Source organism: Polaromonas sp. P1_A2 (assembly GCF_056406895.1).
The window spans coordinates 36,429-50,318 of record NZ_JBFTZI010000001.1; the positions used below are offsets into that span (position 1 = coordinate 36,429).

15 protein-coding genes are annotated in these 13,890 nt (G+C 67.1%); 3 read left to right on the forward strand and 12 right to left on the reverse strand.

Features of this window, described 5'->3' with window-relative positions; genetic code table 11:
- Window positions 1-95: 95 nt before the first annotated feature.
- The 3 genes from AC1D09_RS00165 to argS form a co-directional block, all read right to left on the reverse strand.
- Window positions 96-755: a thiol:disulfide interchange protein DsbA/DsbL gene (locus AC1D09_RS00165; RefSeq protein ID WP_477662892.1), complete on the reverse strand. Its 660-nt coding sequence runs from the start codon at window positions 753-755 to the stop codon at window positions 96-98.
- A gap of 127 nt (window positions 756-882) precedes the next feature.
- Complete coding sequence (locus AC1D09_RS00170) at window positions 883-1,518, reverse strand: SPOR domain-containing protein (protein ID WP_477662891.1); 636 nt, start codon at window positions 1,516-1,518, stop codon at window positions 883-885.
- Window positions 1,519-1,572: 54 nt separating this feature from the next.
- Window positions 1,573-3,258, reverse strand: a complete 1,686-nt coding sequence (argS, locus tag AC1D09_RS00175; RefSeq protein ID WP_477662890.1) for an arginine--tRNA ligase — start codon at window positions 3,256-3,258, stop codon at window positions 1,573-1,575.
- 134 nt (window positions 3,259-3,392) lie between these two features.
- Between argS and AC1D09_RS00180 the strand changes: the two genes are divergently transcribed.
- On the forward strand, window positions 3,393-3,683 hold the full coding sequence (locus AC1D09_RS00180; RefSeq protein WP_477662889.1) for a PsiF family protein: 291 nt from the start codon (window positions 3,393-3,395) through the stop codon (window positions 3,681-3,683).
- A gap of 71 nt (window positions 3,684-3,754) precedes the next feature.
- Here AC1D09_RS00180 and AC1D09_RS00185 read toward each other — a convergent pair whose 3' ends face one another.
- A complete protein-coding gene (locus AC1D09_RS00185) occupies window positions 3,755-4,678 on the reverse strand; it encodes an HTH-type transcriptional regulator ArgP (RefSeq protein WP_477662888.1) in 924 nt (307 codons plus the stop codon).
- A 120-nt stretch (window positions 4,679-4,798) separates the two neighbouring features.
- On the opposite strand from AC1D09_RS00185, the gene AC1D09_RS00190 reads away from it, so the two are divergent.
- Entirely contained in the window at window positions 4,799-5,431 is a 633-nt protein-coding gene (locus AC1D09_RS00190; protein ID WP_477662887.1) for a LysE/ArgO family amino acid transporter, read from the forward strand.
- Here the strand turns inward: AC1D09_RS00190 and AC1D09_RS00195 are convergent.
- The 7 genes from AC1D09_RS00195 to AC1D09_RS00225 form a co-directional block, all read right to left on the reverse strand.
- Window positions 5,428-5,877, reverse strand: a complete 450-nt coding sequence (locus AC1D09_RS00195) for a DUF2214 family protein (RefSeq protein ID WP_007872710.1) — start codon at window positions 5,875-5,877, stop codon at window positions 5,428-5,430. The two genes, AC1D09_RS00190 and AC1D09_RS00195, sit on opposite strands and share 4 nt — an antisense overlap.
- A 30-nt stretch (window positions 5,878-5,907) precedes the next feature.
- Window positions 5,908-6,840, reverse strand: a complete 933-nt coding sequence (locus AC1D09_RS00200) for a LysR family transcriptional regulator (protein WP_477662886.1) — start codon at window positions 6,838-6,840, stop codon at window positions 5,908-5,910.
- A 61-nt stretch (window positions 6,841-6,901) separates the two neighbouring features.
- Entirely contained in the window at window positions 6,902-7,831 is a 930-nt protein-coding gene (locus AC1D09_RS00205) for an SMP-30/gluconolactonase/LRE family protein (protein WP_477662885.1), read from the reverse strand.
- Between the two features lie 11 nt (window positions 7,832-7,842).
- On the reverse strand, window positions 7,843-8,814 hold the full coding sequence (locus tag AC1D09_RS00210) for a Bug family tripartite tricarboxylate transporter substrate binding protein (RefSeq protein ID WP_477662884.1): 972 nt from the start codon (window positions 8,812-8,814) through the stop codon (window positions 7,843-7,845).
- A 70-nt stretch (window positions 8,815-8,884) separates the two neighbouring features.
- Window positions 8,885-9,865 carry a Bug family tripartite tricarboxylate transporter substrate binding protein gene (locus tag AC1D09_RS00215; protein ID WP_477662883.1) on the reverse strand — a complete coding sequence of 327 codons (981 nt, stop codon included), beginning with the start codon at window positions 9,863-9,865 and terminating at the stop codon, window positions 8,885-8,887.
- A gap of 41 nt (window positions 9,866-9,906) precedes the next feature.
- On the reverse strand, window positions 9,907-11,127 hold the full coding sequence (locus AC1D09_RS00220) for a CaiB/BaiF CoA transferase family protein (RefSeq protein WP_477662882.1): 1,221 nt from the start codon (window positions 11,125-11,127) through the stop codon (window positions 9,907-9,909).
- Window positions 11,120-12,085: a hydroxymethylglutaryl-CoA lyase gene (locus AC1D09_RS00225; protein WP_477662881.1), complete on the reverse strand. Its 966-nt coding sequence runs from the start codon at window positions 12,083-12,085 to the stop codon at window positions 11,120-11,122. Before AC1D09_RS00225 ends, AC1D09_RS00220 begins: the two co-directional genes overlap by 8 nt.
- Before the next feature lie 98 nt (window positions 12,086-12,183).
- On the opposite strand from AC1D09_RS00225, the gene AC1D09_RS00230 reads away from it, so the two are divergent.
- Window positions 12,184-12,912, forward strand: a complete 729-nt coding sequence (locus tag AC1D09_RS00230) for an IclR family transcriptional regulator (protein WP_477662880.1) — start codon at window positions 12,184-12,186, stop codon at window positions 12,910-12,912.
- Window positions 12,913-12,943: 31 nt separating this feature from the next.
- On the opposite strand, the gene AC1D09_RS00235 is transcribed toward AC1D09_RS00230, so the two are convergent.
- On the reverse strand, window positions 12,944-13,870 hold the full coding sequence (locus AC1D09_RS00235) for an aldose 1-epimerase (protein WP_477662879.1): 927 nt from the start codon (window positions 13,868-13,870) through the stop codon (window positions 12,944-12,946).
- Window positions 13,871-13,890 lie beyond the last annotated feature (20 nt).

Genomic DNA, 13,890 nt, shown 5'->3' on the forward strand with positions numbered 1-13,890 from the left:
CACGGGTGAATATTAGGGGCATAAAAAAACCCGCCTGGAACGAGGCGGGTTTTTCGGCGTGGGCCGCTGCGGCCCTGGACGGATGCCTTACGGCCTTACTTTTTGATGCGCGACTGCGCGATCAGGTAATCGGTGACCTGCAGCGCGCGGACCATGCTTTGGGCCAGGGTGGCCGAGGTGTAGTAACGCCCCGCAATGCCCAGCGCCGGCACGCCGTCGACCTTGTAGATGTCCTGCAGCTGCGTGGCCTTGCGGGCCTTGGTGGTGACGGTGAAGGAGTTGTACATCTCGATGAACTTGGCCTTGTCCAGGCCTTGCTTTTCGGCCCAGGCGGCGATGGAGTCGGCGGTGTTGAGCGCGAACTTTTCCACGTGGATCGCGTAAAACACCTTTTTGTGGAGTTCCTCGACCTTGCCCATGGCCTCGAGCACATAAAAAAGGCGCTGCTGGGGCTCGAAATCGGGGCGGAAGGCGACCGGCACGCGCCGCACCGTCACATCCTTGGGCGCCTGCTTCATCCAGGCCTCGAGCGTCGGCTCAAAGGCATTGCAATGCGGGCAGCTGTACCAGAAGAACTCCACCACCTCGACCTGGCCCGCGGGGACCTCGGTGGGCGCCGGCTTGTCCAGCGTCACATAGTCGGCGCCGTCCTTGGGGGCCTTGGCCTGGGCTTGCGCCAGCGTGGGAAGGGCGATGCCGCCCAGGCTGGCGACGGCCGCCGAGGCGGCTGAAAACGAAAACTCACGGCGTTGCATCAGATTCTTCTCCTGGTATGACAGAAAGGGTGGGTAAGCCGCCCCTGCGGACGGCGGCCTCGTATTGCGGGGCACTGGGGTTTGTACACCGGCCCCGTGAAAAGTTCAGCTTATCCGCAACAGGGGGTCAGCGCTGCACGCGGACCAGGGCCGTTTCAATGGAATTGTTGTCCAGCCGCTCCTTGGCCTTGTCGGCGTCTTCCTTTTTGTCGAAAGGCCCGAGGCGCACGCGGTACACGGTACGGCCGGCCTGCTCGCGCTCGGTGACCTTGGCCTGCATGCCCAGCAGCAGCAGCTTGGCGCGCTGCTGTTCGGCGTCTTCAGGCGTGCGGAAGGCGCCGGCCTGGATGAAGTAGCTGAAAGGATCCACGCTGGGGCCGGACGACAGGCCTTCGACCTTGGCCTTGGCCAGGTCGCCCAGCGGGTCGACCGCGGGGGCGGGCTTGGCGGCGGCGGTTTTGGCGGGCGCCGAGGCGGCGGCCTTGGGTGCGGCGGGGTCGGGAACGGCAACACCGCTCACTTCAGGGGTGGCCGCGGCCGGCGGCGGCTTGGGCTGGTTCTTGCCGGCCAGTGGCGCGTTCGGGTTCCAGTCCTTGTTCTTCTTGGCTTCCGCGGCATCGCTGTCGGGATTGCGCGCCTGGCTCTTGTTCATGAAAGGCACGGGCACCTTGGTGATATAGACCGCCACGGCCAGCGCGGCGCCCAGGCCTATCAGCGCGCCAATGATCAAACCCAGCAGCGTCCCGCCTCGTTGTGTATTCATACCCTTGCCCACGTTCATTGCCTTGTCCTGAAAATCCGGGTGCTACCGGCGTTCTTACATTTTGCGCGGGGCGCTCACGCCCAGCACCGCCAGGCCATTGTGCAACACCTGCGCGGTCGCCGCGACCAGTGCCAGCCGGGCGCGCTTGACGGCCTCGTCATCGACCAGGATGCGTTCGGCATCGTAGTAGCTGTGGTAGCAGGCGGCCAGCTCGCGCAGGTAAAACGCCACATCGTGCGGCGCCAGGCCCGCGGCCGCGTTGGCCAGCATCTCGGGGTATTTGGCGAGCAGCAGCATCAGCGCCTGGGCCTGCGGGCTGTCCAGCGCCGAGAGGTCGGCGGACTTCAGGCTGGCTTCGTCGCCGCCCTGCTCGGCCCAGGTGGTGAGGATGGAGCAGATGCGCGCGTGCGCATACTGCACGTAGTACACCGGGTTTTCGTTGTTCTTGGCCAGCGCCAGGTCGATGTCGAAGATGTACTCGGTGTCGGGCTTGCGGCTGAGCAAAAAGAAACGCACGGCGTCGGCGCTGGTCCATTCGATCAGGTCGCGCAGCGTGACGTAGCTGCCGGCGCGCTTGGAGATCTTGACCTCCTCGCCGTTGCGCATGACGCGCACCATGGTGTGCAGCACGTAGTCGGGATAGCCCTGGGGAATGCCCTCGCCGGCGGCCTGCAGCCCGGCGCGCACGCGGGCGATGGTGCCGTGGTGGTCCATGCCCTGGATGTTGATCGCCTTGCCGAAGCCGCGCTCCCACTTGGCCAGGTGGTAGGCGACGTCGGGCACGAAGTAGGTGTAGCTGCCGTCGCTCTTTTTCATCACGCGGTCTTTGTCGTCGCCGTAATCGGTCGACTTCAGCCACAGCGCGCCGTCCTGTTCATAGGTCTTGCCGGCGTCTTTCAGTTTTGCCACCGTGGCGTCGACGCGGCCCGAGCTGTACAGGCTGGACTCAAGGTAATAGTTGTCGAACTTCACCGAGAAGGCCTTGAGGTCCAGGTCCTGCTCGTGGCGCAAGTAGGCCACGGCGAACTGGCGTATCGAGTCCATGTCCTCCACATCGCCGGAAGCGGTGAACTCGCGGTCGTCCGAGCTGACCGTCTTTTTCGCCAGGAAGTCGGCCGCGATGTCGGCGATGTAGTCGCCGTTGTAGGCCGATTCGGGCCAGCCGGCGTCGCCGGGCTTGAGGCCCTTGGCGCGCGCCTGCGTGCTGGCGGCCAGGGTCTGGATCTGCACGCCCGCGTCGTTGTAATAGAACTCGCGCCAGACCTGCGCGCCCTGGGTGGCGAAGAGGTTGCAGATCGCGTCGCCCAGCGCGGCCTGCCGGCCGTGGCCCACGTGCAGCGGCCCGGTCGGGTTGGCGGAAACGAACTCGACGATCATGCGCCGTCCGCTGCCTGCGGCCTGCGTGCCGTAGGCGGCGCCGGCCTGTAGCACCTCGCGCACGGTTTCCTGCTTGGCGGCGGGCTTGAGGCGAATGTTGATGAAGCCGGGGCCGGCGATCTCGATGGCGTCCACCCAGCGCTCGAAGGCCGGGGCCTTGAGCAAAACGGCGCGCAGGTTTTCGGCGAGCTGGCGCGGATTGAGCTTGAGCGGCTTGGCCAGTTGCATCGCGGCCGTGCAGGCAAAGTCGCCGTGGGCCGCCACCTTGGGGGATTCAAACGCGGCTTTGTCGCCCGCGCCGGGGGAAAGTTCTTCCAGGCCCGCGGCCAGGGCCGCGAGCAGGTCTTTTTTAATCGAGAGCATGGGCTGATTTTACGGTTAAGCCATGCGCCGCCCGGCGCGCGCGCATGCCCGGTCATCGAATTTGCCTGGCCCGGCGTTATGTGTTGGAATTCCAGCCGGAACTCAATCCCGATTCCCAACCCATTGGAGCCACCATGAAAAAGCTGTTATCCCTGACCGCCTTCGCTTTTGCCGCCACCATGATCCTGTCTCCCGTGGCGCATGCCCAGGACGCTCCCGCCAAGACCGCGCAGCAAACCAAGATGGGCGCCTGCAACAAGGATGCCGAGGGCAAGAAGGGCGACGAACGCAAAGCCTTCATGAAGGAATGCCTGAGCGCCAAGAAGGCCACGCAGCAAGAAAAGATGAAGACCTGCAACGTCGACGCCAAAGGCAAAAAAGGCGATGAACGCAAGGCTTTCATGAAAGAGTGCCTGAGCAAGTAAAGCCGCTGCGTTTCTCACAAACCCTAAAAAACCTGCTGGGGACAACCCGGCAGGCTTTTTTTTTGTCCGCGTCAGTCCTGCAGTAACTGCTCTTTCGCCGCCTGTTTGACGGCCTGCGTGAGGCGCTGCGCCGCCAGCGGTTCGCGCGCCCAGTGCTGCCAGTAAAGCCGCACATCGACCGCGCAACCCGGCAACACCTCCTGCAGCGGCGGGCGGCGCGCGCGCGCGGCCAGCAGGATATCGGGCACCATGCCCCAGCCCATGCCCAGTTCCAGCGCGAGCTCGAAGGCATCGACGGCGGGCACGAAATGGCGCGGGTAGAGCGCATCCTTGAGCTTGAAATGCTGGGCCAGGAAAGTGTCCTGCAGCGCGTCCTTGCGGTTGAAGATCACGGCCGGGCTGGCCAGCAGGCGATGGGCCAGACGGTTCGGCCCCGCCGCCTGGCCGCCCGTCGTGGGCTCGTTCCACTGCGCGAGCAGCGCCGGCGAGGCCATGCAGCGGTAACGCATCACGCCCAGGGGTTCGGCCACGCAGCCGCGCATGGCCTGGGCCAGCGTGGTCACGCAGCCGGTGACGTCGCCGCTCTTGAGCGCGTCGTGGGTGTGGTCCTGGTCGTCCACCACCACGTCCAGCAGCAAGCCGTGGCCCTGCAGCACCGGCGCCACGCCGGGCAAAAACCAGCTGCTCAGGGAGTCGGCATTCACCGCCACGCTCAGGCTTTGCAGGCGCCCGGCCTTGCCGCCGCCCTGCAGGCCCGCGAGCAGGTCGGACTCCATCAGCCGCAGCTGCCGCACATGGCCCAGCAAGGCCTGGCCGGCCGGCGTGGCGCGCACCTGCTTGCCCCGCACCAGCAGGCGCTGGCCCAGCTCGCCTTCCAGCGACTTGATGCGCAGCGAGACGGCGGCCAGCGTCAGGCTCAGGGCTTTGGCGGCCTCGCCAAAGCTGCCGTGCTCAATCACGGCGGCCAGGGCATCGAGTTGTCGGGCGTCGAGCATGGTGGGTATGAATCAAGTATTAATTAATCAATCTAAGTTTTAGTTAACTTTGTTTAAGCATTATGGGCTTTGCCCGACACTGCGTGCAAGCCGACTCCCCTGAACCTTTGAAGAAGCACCATGAACCCGCTTGCCGCCCCCGCCTTCCTGACCGGTATGGTCCTGAGCCTCTCGCTGATCATGGCCATAGGCCCGCAGAACGCCCATGTCATACGCATGGGCCTGCTGCGCCAGCACCTGTGGCTCACGGTCGCCCTCTGTGTGTTGACCGACGTGGCGCTGATCGCCCTCGGTGTGATGGGGCTGGCGCAGCTGGGTGGACTGTCCGACAAGCTGCTGGGCGCGATGACCGGTGCGGGCGCGCTGGTGCTGCTGGTCTATGGCGCCCAGGCGATGCGGCGCTTTTTGCAACCGGCACCGCAGGCGGCTGACGGTGCGCCGGCCGAAGCCGAGCTCATTTCGCGCCGCAAGGCGGTGGGCCTGGCGCTGGCGCTGTCCTGGCTCAATCCCCATGCCTGGCTGGACACGGCCGTGGTCATAGGCACGGCCTCGCTGGCCTATGCGCAGCCCGACAACGCGGTGTTCGGCCTGGGCGCCATCACCGGCTCGCTGCTGTGGTTCACCGGCCTGGGTGTGGCGCTGTGGTGCGTGGGCCGCAGGCTCAATTCACCGGCCGTCTGGCGCGCCATGGACTTGCTGGTGGCGCTGATGATGTGGGGCACGGCCTTCTGGCTGGTGCGCGGTCTTCTTTAGCCGAAGCCTCGCGCCAGGAAAACGGCCACCAGCGGAATAAAAGGCAGGATGTGCGCCTGCACCATCACCAGCCGGCGCGCTTTCTTGACCTCCACCGCGTCGGGCAGGGCGCCATTGGCGCGCAGCGCGCGCCGCCAGCGCACAAACATCAGCGTCGGCTTGATGGAGATCAGTCCAATCACCAGGAACATGGCCAGCTTTAAATAAAGCAGGGGATTGTGCGCATACCAGGCCGCGCCTTTGCTGCCCAGGAACACGCGCGCCAGGCCGGTCGCCAAGACCAGGCCCGCGGAGATGCCGTAGACCATGTCTATCTTGCCCAGCCGTTCGACCACGGCGGCATTCAGCCATTCGACGCGGCACAGCGCCGCCTCGCTCGCGAGAAAAACCACCATGGTGAGAATCGCCAGCAGGTGGGCATAAGCCAGCAGGGCTTCGAGCGTCATCGCGGGGTCCTTCTTTTCTTTGTTGGGGTGTCAGGGCTTGGCGGCGGCGGAGGCCGACGGGGTGCGCCAGAACTCGGGCTGGCTGTAATGGTGTTTGAGGAAGTCTACCCACAGCCGCACCCGCAGCGGCAAATGTTTGCGCTGCGGGAACACGGCGTAAATGCCGTTGGGCGGCGCGGCAAAGTCTTCGAGCACCGCCGTCAGCCGCCCGGCGGCGATCTCCGATTCGACCTCCCAGGTGCTGCGCCAGGCAATGCCGCAGTCGGCCAGGCACCAGTCGTGCAGGACCTGGCCGTCGGAGCAGTCGAGCGGCCCGCCCGGCTTGAGGTGCACCAGCTCGCCGCCCACCTGGAAGGCCCAGCCCCGCGTCTGCGAGGCATCGCTGGACAGCGTGAGGCAGTCAAAGCGCGCCAGCTCGCTGGGGTGCTGCGGCGTGCCGTGGGTCTTGAGGTAGCGCGGCGTGGCCACGCACAGGCGCCGGTTGTCGGCCATGCGCACGCTGACCAGCGAGGAGTCGGGCAGGTCGCCCACGCGCACCGCACAGTCAAAGCCCTCGCCCGCCAGGTCGACCACGCGGTCGCTGAGGTTCAGCGAAATCGTCACGTCGGCATGCTGCTCGCGAAAGCGGGTCACCAGCGGCGCGACGTGCCGGCGCCCGAAACCCGCCGGCGCCGTGATGCGCAAATGGCCGCTGGCCTTGACGCCGCCGGCCGACACGCTGGCCTCCGCATTGGCCAGGTCGGCCAGCAGGCGCTGGCAGTCTTCGAGGAAGGCACTGCCTTCATGCGTGAGCGCGATGCGCCGCGTGGTGCGCACCAGCAGCTTCACGCCCAGCCGCTCTTCCAGCGCGTCCAGCCGCCGGCCCATGATGGCCGGCGCCACGCCCTCGGATTTGGCGGCCGCCGTCAGGCTGCCGCGCGCCACCACCGAGACAAAGGATTCCAGCTGTTTGAGTTTGTCCATGCGCCTTCATTATGCGCATGAATGTCAGTAATCAACAGAGAATCTCCGCTTATTCCGCCGTTCACCCCGGAGTGTCGTGTGAATACAAAAGCTGGCCTGGCGCGGGCAGTTCCGCCGCCAGCACGCTGCCGGTCTGCGATTCCGTCATGAGCAGCTCGCGCGTGCCCGGCCGGAAAGCGACATTGGTGACCGTGGCGCCCACGGGGCTGCGCACAAAATGCGTGACTTCGCCGCGCGCATTGAGCACAAAAGCGCCGCCCAGGCTGGCATGCGCGACCACCAGCCGGCCCTCGGCGTCCAGCGCCATGCCGTCGGGGCCGCTGGCGCCGAAAAAAGTCTGGAAGGCGCCCATTTTTGAGAGGGAACCGTCGGGCAGCAGCGGCGCGCGCCACACCGCGTTGCCGCGCGTCACGGCGACAAACAGCAGCTTGCCGTCGGCACTCAGCGCGATGCCGTTGGGGCTGGGCGCGTTGCCCAGCAGCAGGTCAAGCTGGCCGTTTTCGCGCAGCCGGTAGACGCGGCCCGTGGGGTCGTGCAGGCCGGTCTGCCCCTGGTCGGTGAAATAGCACTGGCCCTGCGCGTCGAAAGTGAGGTCGTTCACCCCCTTGAAGGACTCGCTGTTGCGGTGGCCCAGAACCGTGTCCACGCGGCCCGTGGCCGGGTCCAGTTTCAGGATGCCGCGCCGGTAGTCCGCGATCCAGACGCTGCCGTCGCGGTGCACGGCCAGGCCGTTGGGCCAGCCCTCGTACTGCGCGATTTGCGTCCATTGCAGCTCGGGGCTCACGCGGAAGATGCGGCCGTAGGGAATGTCGGCCAGGTACAGGTTGCCGGCGCGGTCGAAGGCCGGGCCCTCGAGAAAGCTGTCCATGACATGGCCGGGCTTGTTGGCGTCCACCCAGGCCGTGGGCCGGGACTGGCGCAGGTTGTCCGGCAGGCGGGTCAGCACCCGGGCTTCAATGACTTGCGGCGGCGTGAAGGACAGGTTCCACATGCTGCGCGGCCTTATTCGGGCTTCACGCCGGCGAGTTTGGCCACCGTGCCCCAGATCAGGGTTTCCTGCTTGATGAAACCGGCAAAGTCGGCCGGCGCCATGCCGCCGGGCTGCGCGCCCTGCTGCGCCAGGCGTTCGCGCAGGGCCGGGTCGGCCAGCGCTTTCTTGACTTCCGCCTGCAGCTTGCCGACCAGCTCGGGCGGCGTGCCCCTGGGTGCCACCAGGCCGAACCAGTTGGTGACCGTGTAGCCGCGCAGGCCCGCTTCCCGGAAGGTGGGCACATCGGGCAGGCTGGACAGGCGCTTGTCGCCGGTGACGGCCAGCGCGCGCAGCTTGCCGCCCTTGACCTGCGGGATCGCCGTGGGGCTGGCGGTGACCAGCACGTCGACCTGCCCAGACACTACGGCCAGCATGGCCTCGCCGGCGCCTTTGTAGGGGATGTGCGTCATGAAGAACTTGCCTTCCTTCTTCAGCAGCTCGGCCGACAGGTGGGTGGAACTGCCGGGGCCGCCCGAGCCGAAATTGAGTTTGCCCGGGTTCTTCTGGGCGAAGGCCAGCAGCTCGGCCAGCGTCTTGTAGGGCGAGTTGACGCCCACCACCAGCACCACCGGCGTCAGCGCGATGGTGGTCACCGGCACCAGGCCGTTGGCATGGTCCCAGGGCAGCTTGTTGAACAGCGAAGGCAGCATCGCATAGGTGGTGTCGTTGGTCAGCAAGGTGTAGCCGTCGGGCGCGGCCTTGGCCACCAGGTCCGTGCCTATGGTGCCGCTGGCGCCGGCCTTGTTCTCGACATAAAAGGACTGTTTGGTCTGCTCGGTGAGTTTTTGCGCGATCTGCCGCGCCGCGTAGTCGGTGGTGCCGCCGGGCGCGTAGGGCACGATGATGCGCACCGGCTTTTCGGGCCAGGCGGTTTGCGCCCCCGCCGTGAGCTGGGCCAGGCCCAGGCCCGCGGCGATCAAAATGGTTTTCAGGTTTTTGTGCATGCGTGTCTCCGTTGATGTGGATGTCGTGCGGCGGTGCCCGCCCGGCCGGCGGGCCGCTCAAGAGGCCGGCTCAGTCCGGCTTGACGTGCGCAAGCTGGATCACCTTGCCCCATTTGTCCTGCTCGAGGCGCTGGAACGCGGCCAGTTTCTCCGGCGTGCCTCCGGCGGGTATGGCGCCCAGGTCCGTCAGGCGTTTGGCCACTGCCGGCTGTTTGAGCGCCGCATCCACCTCGGCGGACAGGCGCTTGACGATGTCGGGTGGTGTGCCGGCGGGTGCATAGAGCGCATACCAGGACGAGGCCTCGAAGTCCTTCATGTTCAGCGCCTCCGCGACCGTGGGCACATCGGGGTACTGCGGCAGGCGCTGCGCGGTGGTGACGCCCAGCATCCTGAGCTTGCCGCTTTTCACAAAGGGCGTGCTGGTCAGCAAAGTGTCAAACATCAGCTGCACCTGGCCGGCCACCACGTCGCCGATGGCGGGGCCCGAGCCCTTGTAGGGAATGTGCGTCATGAAAGTGCCTGTGCGGTACTTGAAGTACTCGGGCACCAGGTGTGAGGAGCCGCCGTTGCCGGCCGACGCAAAATTGATCTTGCCGGGGTTGGCCTTGAGCCGCTCCACGAGTTCCGGCAAGGTCGCCACCGGCAGCACCCGCGGATTGGCCACCACCACGATAGGCACGGTCACCACCAGGGATACCGGCGCGAAATCCTTGTTGGCGTCGTAGGGGATCTTCTCGTGCAGCCTGGGGTTGATGGCCATGGTGCCTATGCTGGCCATCATCAGGGTGTAGCCGTCCGCCGGCGCTTTGGCCGCCTCGCCCACGCCAATGAAACCGTGGCCGCCCGCCTTGTTTTCCACAATCACCGGCGTCTTGAGCGACTCGCCGATAGCCTGCCCCAGGACGCGCGCCGTGATGTCGGTCGGCCCGCCCGCCGGGAAGGGCACGATGATGCGGATCGGCTTGGCGGGCCAGGTGGTTTGCGCCCCTGCCGTGAGCTGGGCCAGGCCCAGGCCCGCCGCCAGCAAAACCGCTTTCAGCTTGTTGTTCATGTCTGTCTCCGTGGGTGTTCTGTGGTTTTGTTCTGGAATGCTCAGCGCGTGATGCCGCCGGCCTGCAAGGCCGCGATGGCCTCGCCTGAGTAACCGAGCTCCTGCAGCAGCTCCCGCGTGTGCTCGCCCAGCCGCGGCGGGTTCATGCGCACGCCCGGCCGTTCCCCGCCCAGCGTGAGCGGCAGCAGCACGGTGGAGGTGGTTTGCCCCGCGCGCTCGCCGTCGGCCAGCGTGATGGGCGCCAGGCCGCCGGTGGCCTTGAGGTGCGGGTCCTCGAACAGGTCTTGCGGCCGCGTGATGGGCGCAAACGGCAGCGCGTGTTTTTCGAACACCGCGCCCAGCTCGGCGGCGCTGTGCCCGGCCAGCTGCGAGCGCAGCAGCGGCATCAGCCAGTCGCGCGCGCGCACGCGGTCGTTGTTGCTTTGCAGCCGCGGGTCGGCCCGCAGCTCCTGCAGGCCGAAGGCCTCGCAGAAAACCGCCCACTGCGTGTCGCTGACCACGGCCAGGAAAATCTGCTCGCCGTCCTTGACCGTGAACACGTCGTACACCGCCCAGGCCGAGATCCGGCTGGGCATGGGCGCGGCGGGCTGGCCGGTGACGGCGAACTGCATCATGTGCTGGGCCACCAGGAACACGTTGTTCTCGAACAGCGCGGCCTGCACTTCCTGGCCCTTGCCGGTTTTTTCGCGCGCGGCCAGCGCCGCCATCGCGCCTATCGCGCCGAACATGCCGCCCATGATGTCGTTGACGCTGCTGCCGGCGCGCAGTGGGTCGCCGGCGCGGCCCGTCATATAGGCCAGGCCGCCCATCATCTGCACCACTTCATCGAGCGCCGTGCGGTGGTCGTAGGGGCCTGGCAGGAAACCCTTGTGGCTCACGTAGATCAGCCGCTCGTTGAGCTTGCTGAGCGAGGCATAGTCCAGGCCCAGCTTCTTCATGGTGCCCGGCTTGAAGTTTTCGCTGACCACGTCGGCCGTCGCGACCAGCTTGAGCACCAGTTCGCGACCTTCGGGCGTCTGCAGGTCCACGGCAAGGCTTTTTTTGTTGCGGTTGAACATGGGGAAAAAGCCCGCGCCCGAGCCGATCAGCTTGCGCGTGTTGTCCCCGGCAATCGGCTCGACCTTGATGACCTCGGCCCCCAGGTCGGCCAGCAGCATGCCGCAGGTCGGCCCCATGACCATGTGGGTGAATTCGACGACGCGCAGGCCCGCGTAGGGCAGTTCCCTGGCGGGCCCGTTCGGTGGCGCGCTGGTATCAGACATGGACGGCTCCTTGCACAAAGCCCTTGGGCAAACCCGCCTCGGGTGTCATGCCGTAAATCGCCTCGCCCGGCAGCCCGGCCCGCAGCGGTTCCCGGGCGGCCATCAGCCTGGCGAGGTCCACGCCGGTGGCAACACCCATGGCCTCGAACATGAAGACCAGGTCCTCGGTGACCACATTGCCCGAGGCACCCGGCGCATAAGGGCAACCGCCCAGGCCGCCCAGGGACGAGTCAAAGGTGCGCACGCCTTCCTCGTAGGCGGCCAGGCAGTTGGCCAGGCCCAGGCCGCGCGTGTTGTGCATATGGGCCGCGCCGGCGTGTTCGCCGATTTCCGCGCGCAGCCGGCGGAACAGGCGCCTGACCTGCGCCGGGTTGGCGTAACCCGTGGTGTCCGACAGGCCCGATTCGTCGGCGCCCGCGGCAATGCACTGCGCGGCCAGGCGTATCACCTCGTCCTCGGCGACCTCGCCCTGCAGCGTGCAGCCGAAGGCGGTGGAAATACCGGCCTCGACTTTGACGTGCGGCGCGGTGTCGCGCCGCAGCGCCGCGATGGCGCGCACCTCTTCGACCATCTCCTCGCGGCTCTTGCGCACATTCGCCAGCGAATGCGCGGCGCTGGCCGACACCGGCAGGGTAAGCTTGTGCACGCCGGCCGCCAGGGCCGCCTGCGCGCCGCGCAGATTGGGCACCAGCGCCATGACGGTCAGGCCGGGCAAAGTCAGGGCATGCCGCACCACCTCGGCCGCGTCGGCCATCTGCGGCAGCAGCCTGGCCGGCACAAACGATGCGACCTCGATCTCGCGCAGGCCGGCTTCGTAGAGGGCGCTGATCCAGCGCAGCTTGTGCGCCGTCGGCATCACGGCCTTGACCGACTGCAGGCCGTCGCGCGGGCCGACTTCGCTGATCAGCACCTCGGGGGGCGGCCGGGATGCCCGGGAGGCGCTTGCATTCGTGGTCATAGTTCTGTAGGATGGAATATAGTTCTCTCTAATGAAATATTCCACGCTAAACGCCGGCTTGTCAAGCCGCGCGCCGCGCCAAGCCTTGAAAGCCGCGTATGCCCCGCAAAGCCCAGATCGAATCCCTTGCCGACAGCCACGCCGCGCCTGGCGGCGCCGCGGCGGTGGACCGCGCCCTGACCCTGCTGTCGGCCTTCCGGGCGGGCGACACCTCGCTGAGCCTGGCGGAACTCGCGAGCCGCACGCAGCTGTACAAAAGCACGACGCTGCGCCTGCTGGCCTCGCTGGAGCACGCGCGCCTGGTGCAGCGCCTGGACGACGGCAACTACGGGCTGGGCAACGAGGTGGCGCGCCTCAACGCGGTGTATGCCGCCTCGTTTTCGCTGGACCGCGTGGTGCTGCCGGTGCTGCGCGAGCTGGTCGCGGCCACCGGCGAGAGCGCGGCCTACCATGTGCGCCAGGGCGAGGCCCGCCTGTGCCTGTACCGGGTGGACTCGCCGCAGCCGATCCGCGACCACATCCGGGCCGGCGACTTGCTGCCCGCCGACCGCGGCACGGGCGCCCGCATCCTGATCGCCTTCGACACCGACAGGGCAAAAGCCGCCGGGCGAAAAGACCACCCGCTTTACGCCAGGATTCGCGAACAGGGTTACTACACGGCGGTTGGCGACCGGCTGGCCGAGGTGGCCGGGATTTCAGCGCCGGTGTTCAGGGCCGACGGCGTACTGGCGGGCGCGGTGACGCTGACCATGCCGGCCAACCGTTACAGCGAAGCCCATGTCAAGCCGGTGCTTGAGGCCGCCCGCCGCCTGACGGGCCAGCTTTAAGCGGGTTAAGGGGGCTTAGGGCTGCATCGGCTCAGCCCTGCGCGGCCAGGGGCTCGATGCGCCACTGGATCTTGAGCGAAAACTGTTCCCCCGGCCCCAGCACACGCAGGCCGGGCTGGCCCGGCAGGTGGAAGGCATCGATAGGCTGCGTGATGGGCTCAAAACAAAAGGCGCTCCCCTGCGGCGGCCGGTAGACCAGGCAGAAGTGCCGCGCGGCGCCGCCGTCGCGCTCAAAGTCTGGCATGCCGGCCGTGACCTGCAGGCCCAGTTCGGGCCAGGCGATGCTGGCCTTGCCGCCCCAGCCGGTGTAGCCGTTGTCGATGAGCGGGCCGTTGGCCGGCGCGCCCCCGCTCAGGTCCCAGCCCGCCGGAAAATCGGTGGTGTGCGCCACCGGCAGCGGGTCGTCACCGCAGAGCCAGAGGCCTTGCACAGGCGCGGTGATCCGCGTCTGCGGCGTGCGCGGGAACCAGGGATGCACGCCCAGGCCATAGGGCAGCGGCGCAATGCCCAGGTGGCGCACCTGCACCCGCTGGTCCAGCCCGCCCTCAACCAGCCGGAAGGTCTGCACGGCCTCATAGTCATACGGGTTGCCGTCGAAGCCGTGCGACACCAGTGTCATCACCAGCGTGTCGGCGGCGGGCTGCGAGAGCTCCCAGGGCTGCAGCCAGCCGTCGCCATGGATGGGATAGGGCTCGCCCTTGCGATTGGGCCGCATCGCGTGAAACTGCCCCGCGTGCTTGAAGCCGCCGCCGCTGATGCGGTTGGACCACGGCACCATGGCAAACGAAGCGGTCTGGTAGAGGTCTGCGGTTTTGCCGTCCCAAGGCCGCCAGAGATCCAGCGGCCCTTGCGGACGCTCAAGCTGCCAGGCGGCCACGCTGCCGCCCAGCGAGGGCAGCAGCCCCAAGCGCTGGCCGGCGTGGCGCAGCCAGGCAACAGGGTGTGCGGGATCGGTCATCGAAAGTCTTTCACGGTGAA

Excerpts from the sequence above, each read along its gene's own strand:
- AC1D09_RS00215 (WP_477662883.1), bottom strand. The coding sequence starts at position 9,865 with ATGAACAACAAGCTGAAAGCGGTTTTGCTGGCGGCGGGCCTGGGCCTG.
- AC1D09_RS00220 (WP_477662882.1), bottom strand. The coding sequence starts at position 11,127 with ATGTCTGATACCAGCGCGCCACCGAACGGGCCCGCCAGGGAACTGCCC.
- AC1D09_RS00205 (WP_477662885.1), bottom strand. The coding sequence starts at position 7,831 with ATGTGGAACCTGTCCTTCACGCCGCCGCAAGTCATTGAAGCCCGGGTG.
- AC1D09_RS00190 (WP_477662887.1), top strand. The coding sequence starts at position 4,799 with ATGAACCCGCTTGCCGCCCCCGCCTTCCTGACCGGTATGGTCCTGAGC.
- AC1D09_RS00195 (WP_007872710.1), bottom strand. The coding sequence starts at position 5,877 with ATGACGCTCGAAGCCCTGCTGGCTTATGCCCACCTGCTGGCGATTCTC.
- AC1D09_RS00180 (WP_477662889.1), top strand. The coding sequence starts at position 3,393 with ATGAAAAAGCTGTTATCCCTGACCGCCTTCGCTTTTGCCGCCACCATG.
- AC1D09_RS00210 (WP_477662884.1), bottom strand. The coding sequence starts at position 8,814 with ATGCACAAAAACCTGAAAACCATTTTGATCGCCGCGGGCCTGGGCCTG.
- AC1D09_RS00225 (WP_477662881.1), bottom strand. The coding sequence starts at position 12,085 with ATGACCACGAATGCAAGCGCCTCCCGGGCATCCCGGCCGCCCCCCGAG.
- AC1D09_RS00185 (WP_477662888.1), bottom strand. The coding sequence starts at position 4,678 with ATGCTCGACGCCCGACAACTCGATGCCCTGGCCGCCGTGATTGAGCAC.
- argS (WP_477662890.1), bottom strand. The coding sequence starts at position 3,258 with ATGCTCTCGATTAAAAAAGACCTGCTCGCGGCCCTGGCCGCGGGCCTG.
- AC1D09_RS00165 (WP_477662892.1), bottom strand. The coding sequence starts at position 755 with ATGCAACGCCGTGAGTTTTCGTTTTCAGCCGCCTCGGCGGCCGTCGCC.
- AC1D09_RS00200 (WP_477662886.1), bottom strand. The coding sequence starts at position 6,840 with ATGGACAAACTCAAACAGCTGGAATCCTTTGTCTCGGTGGTGGCGCGC.
- AC1D09_RS00230 (WP_477662880.1), top strand. The coding sequence starts at position 12,184 with ATGCCCCGCAAAGCCCAGATCGAATCCCTTGCCGACAGCCACGCCGCG.
- AC1D09_RS00170 (WP_477662891.1), bottom strand. The coding sequence starts at position 1,518 with ATGAATACACAACGAGGCGGGACGCTGCTGGGTTTGATCATTGGCGCG.
- AC1D09_RS00235 (WP_477662879.1), bottom strand. The coding sequence starts at position 13,870 with ATGACCGATCCCGCACACCCTGTTGCCTGGCTGCGCCACGCCGGCCAG.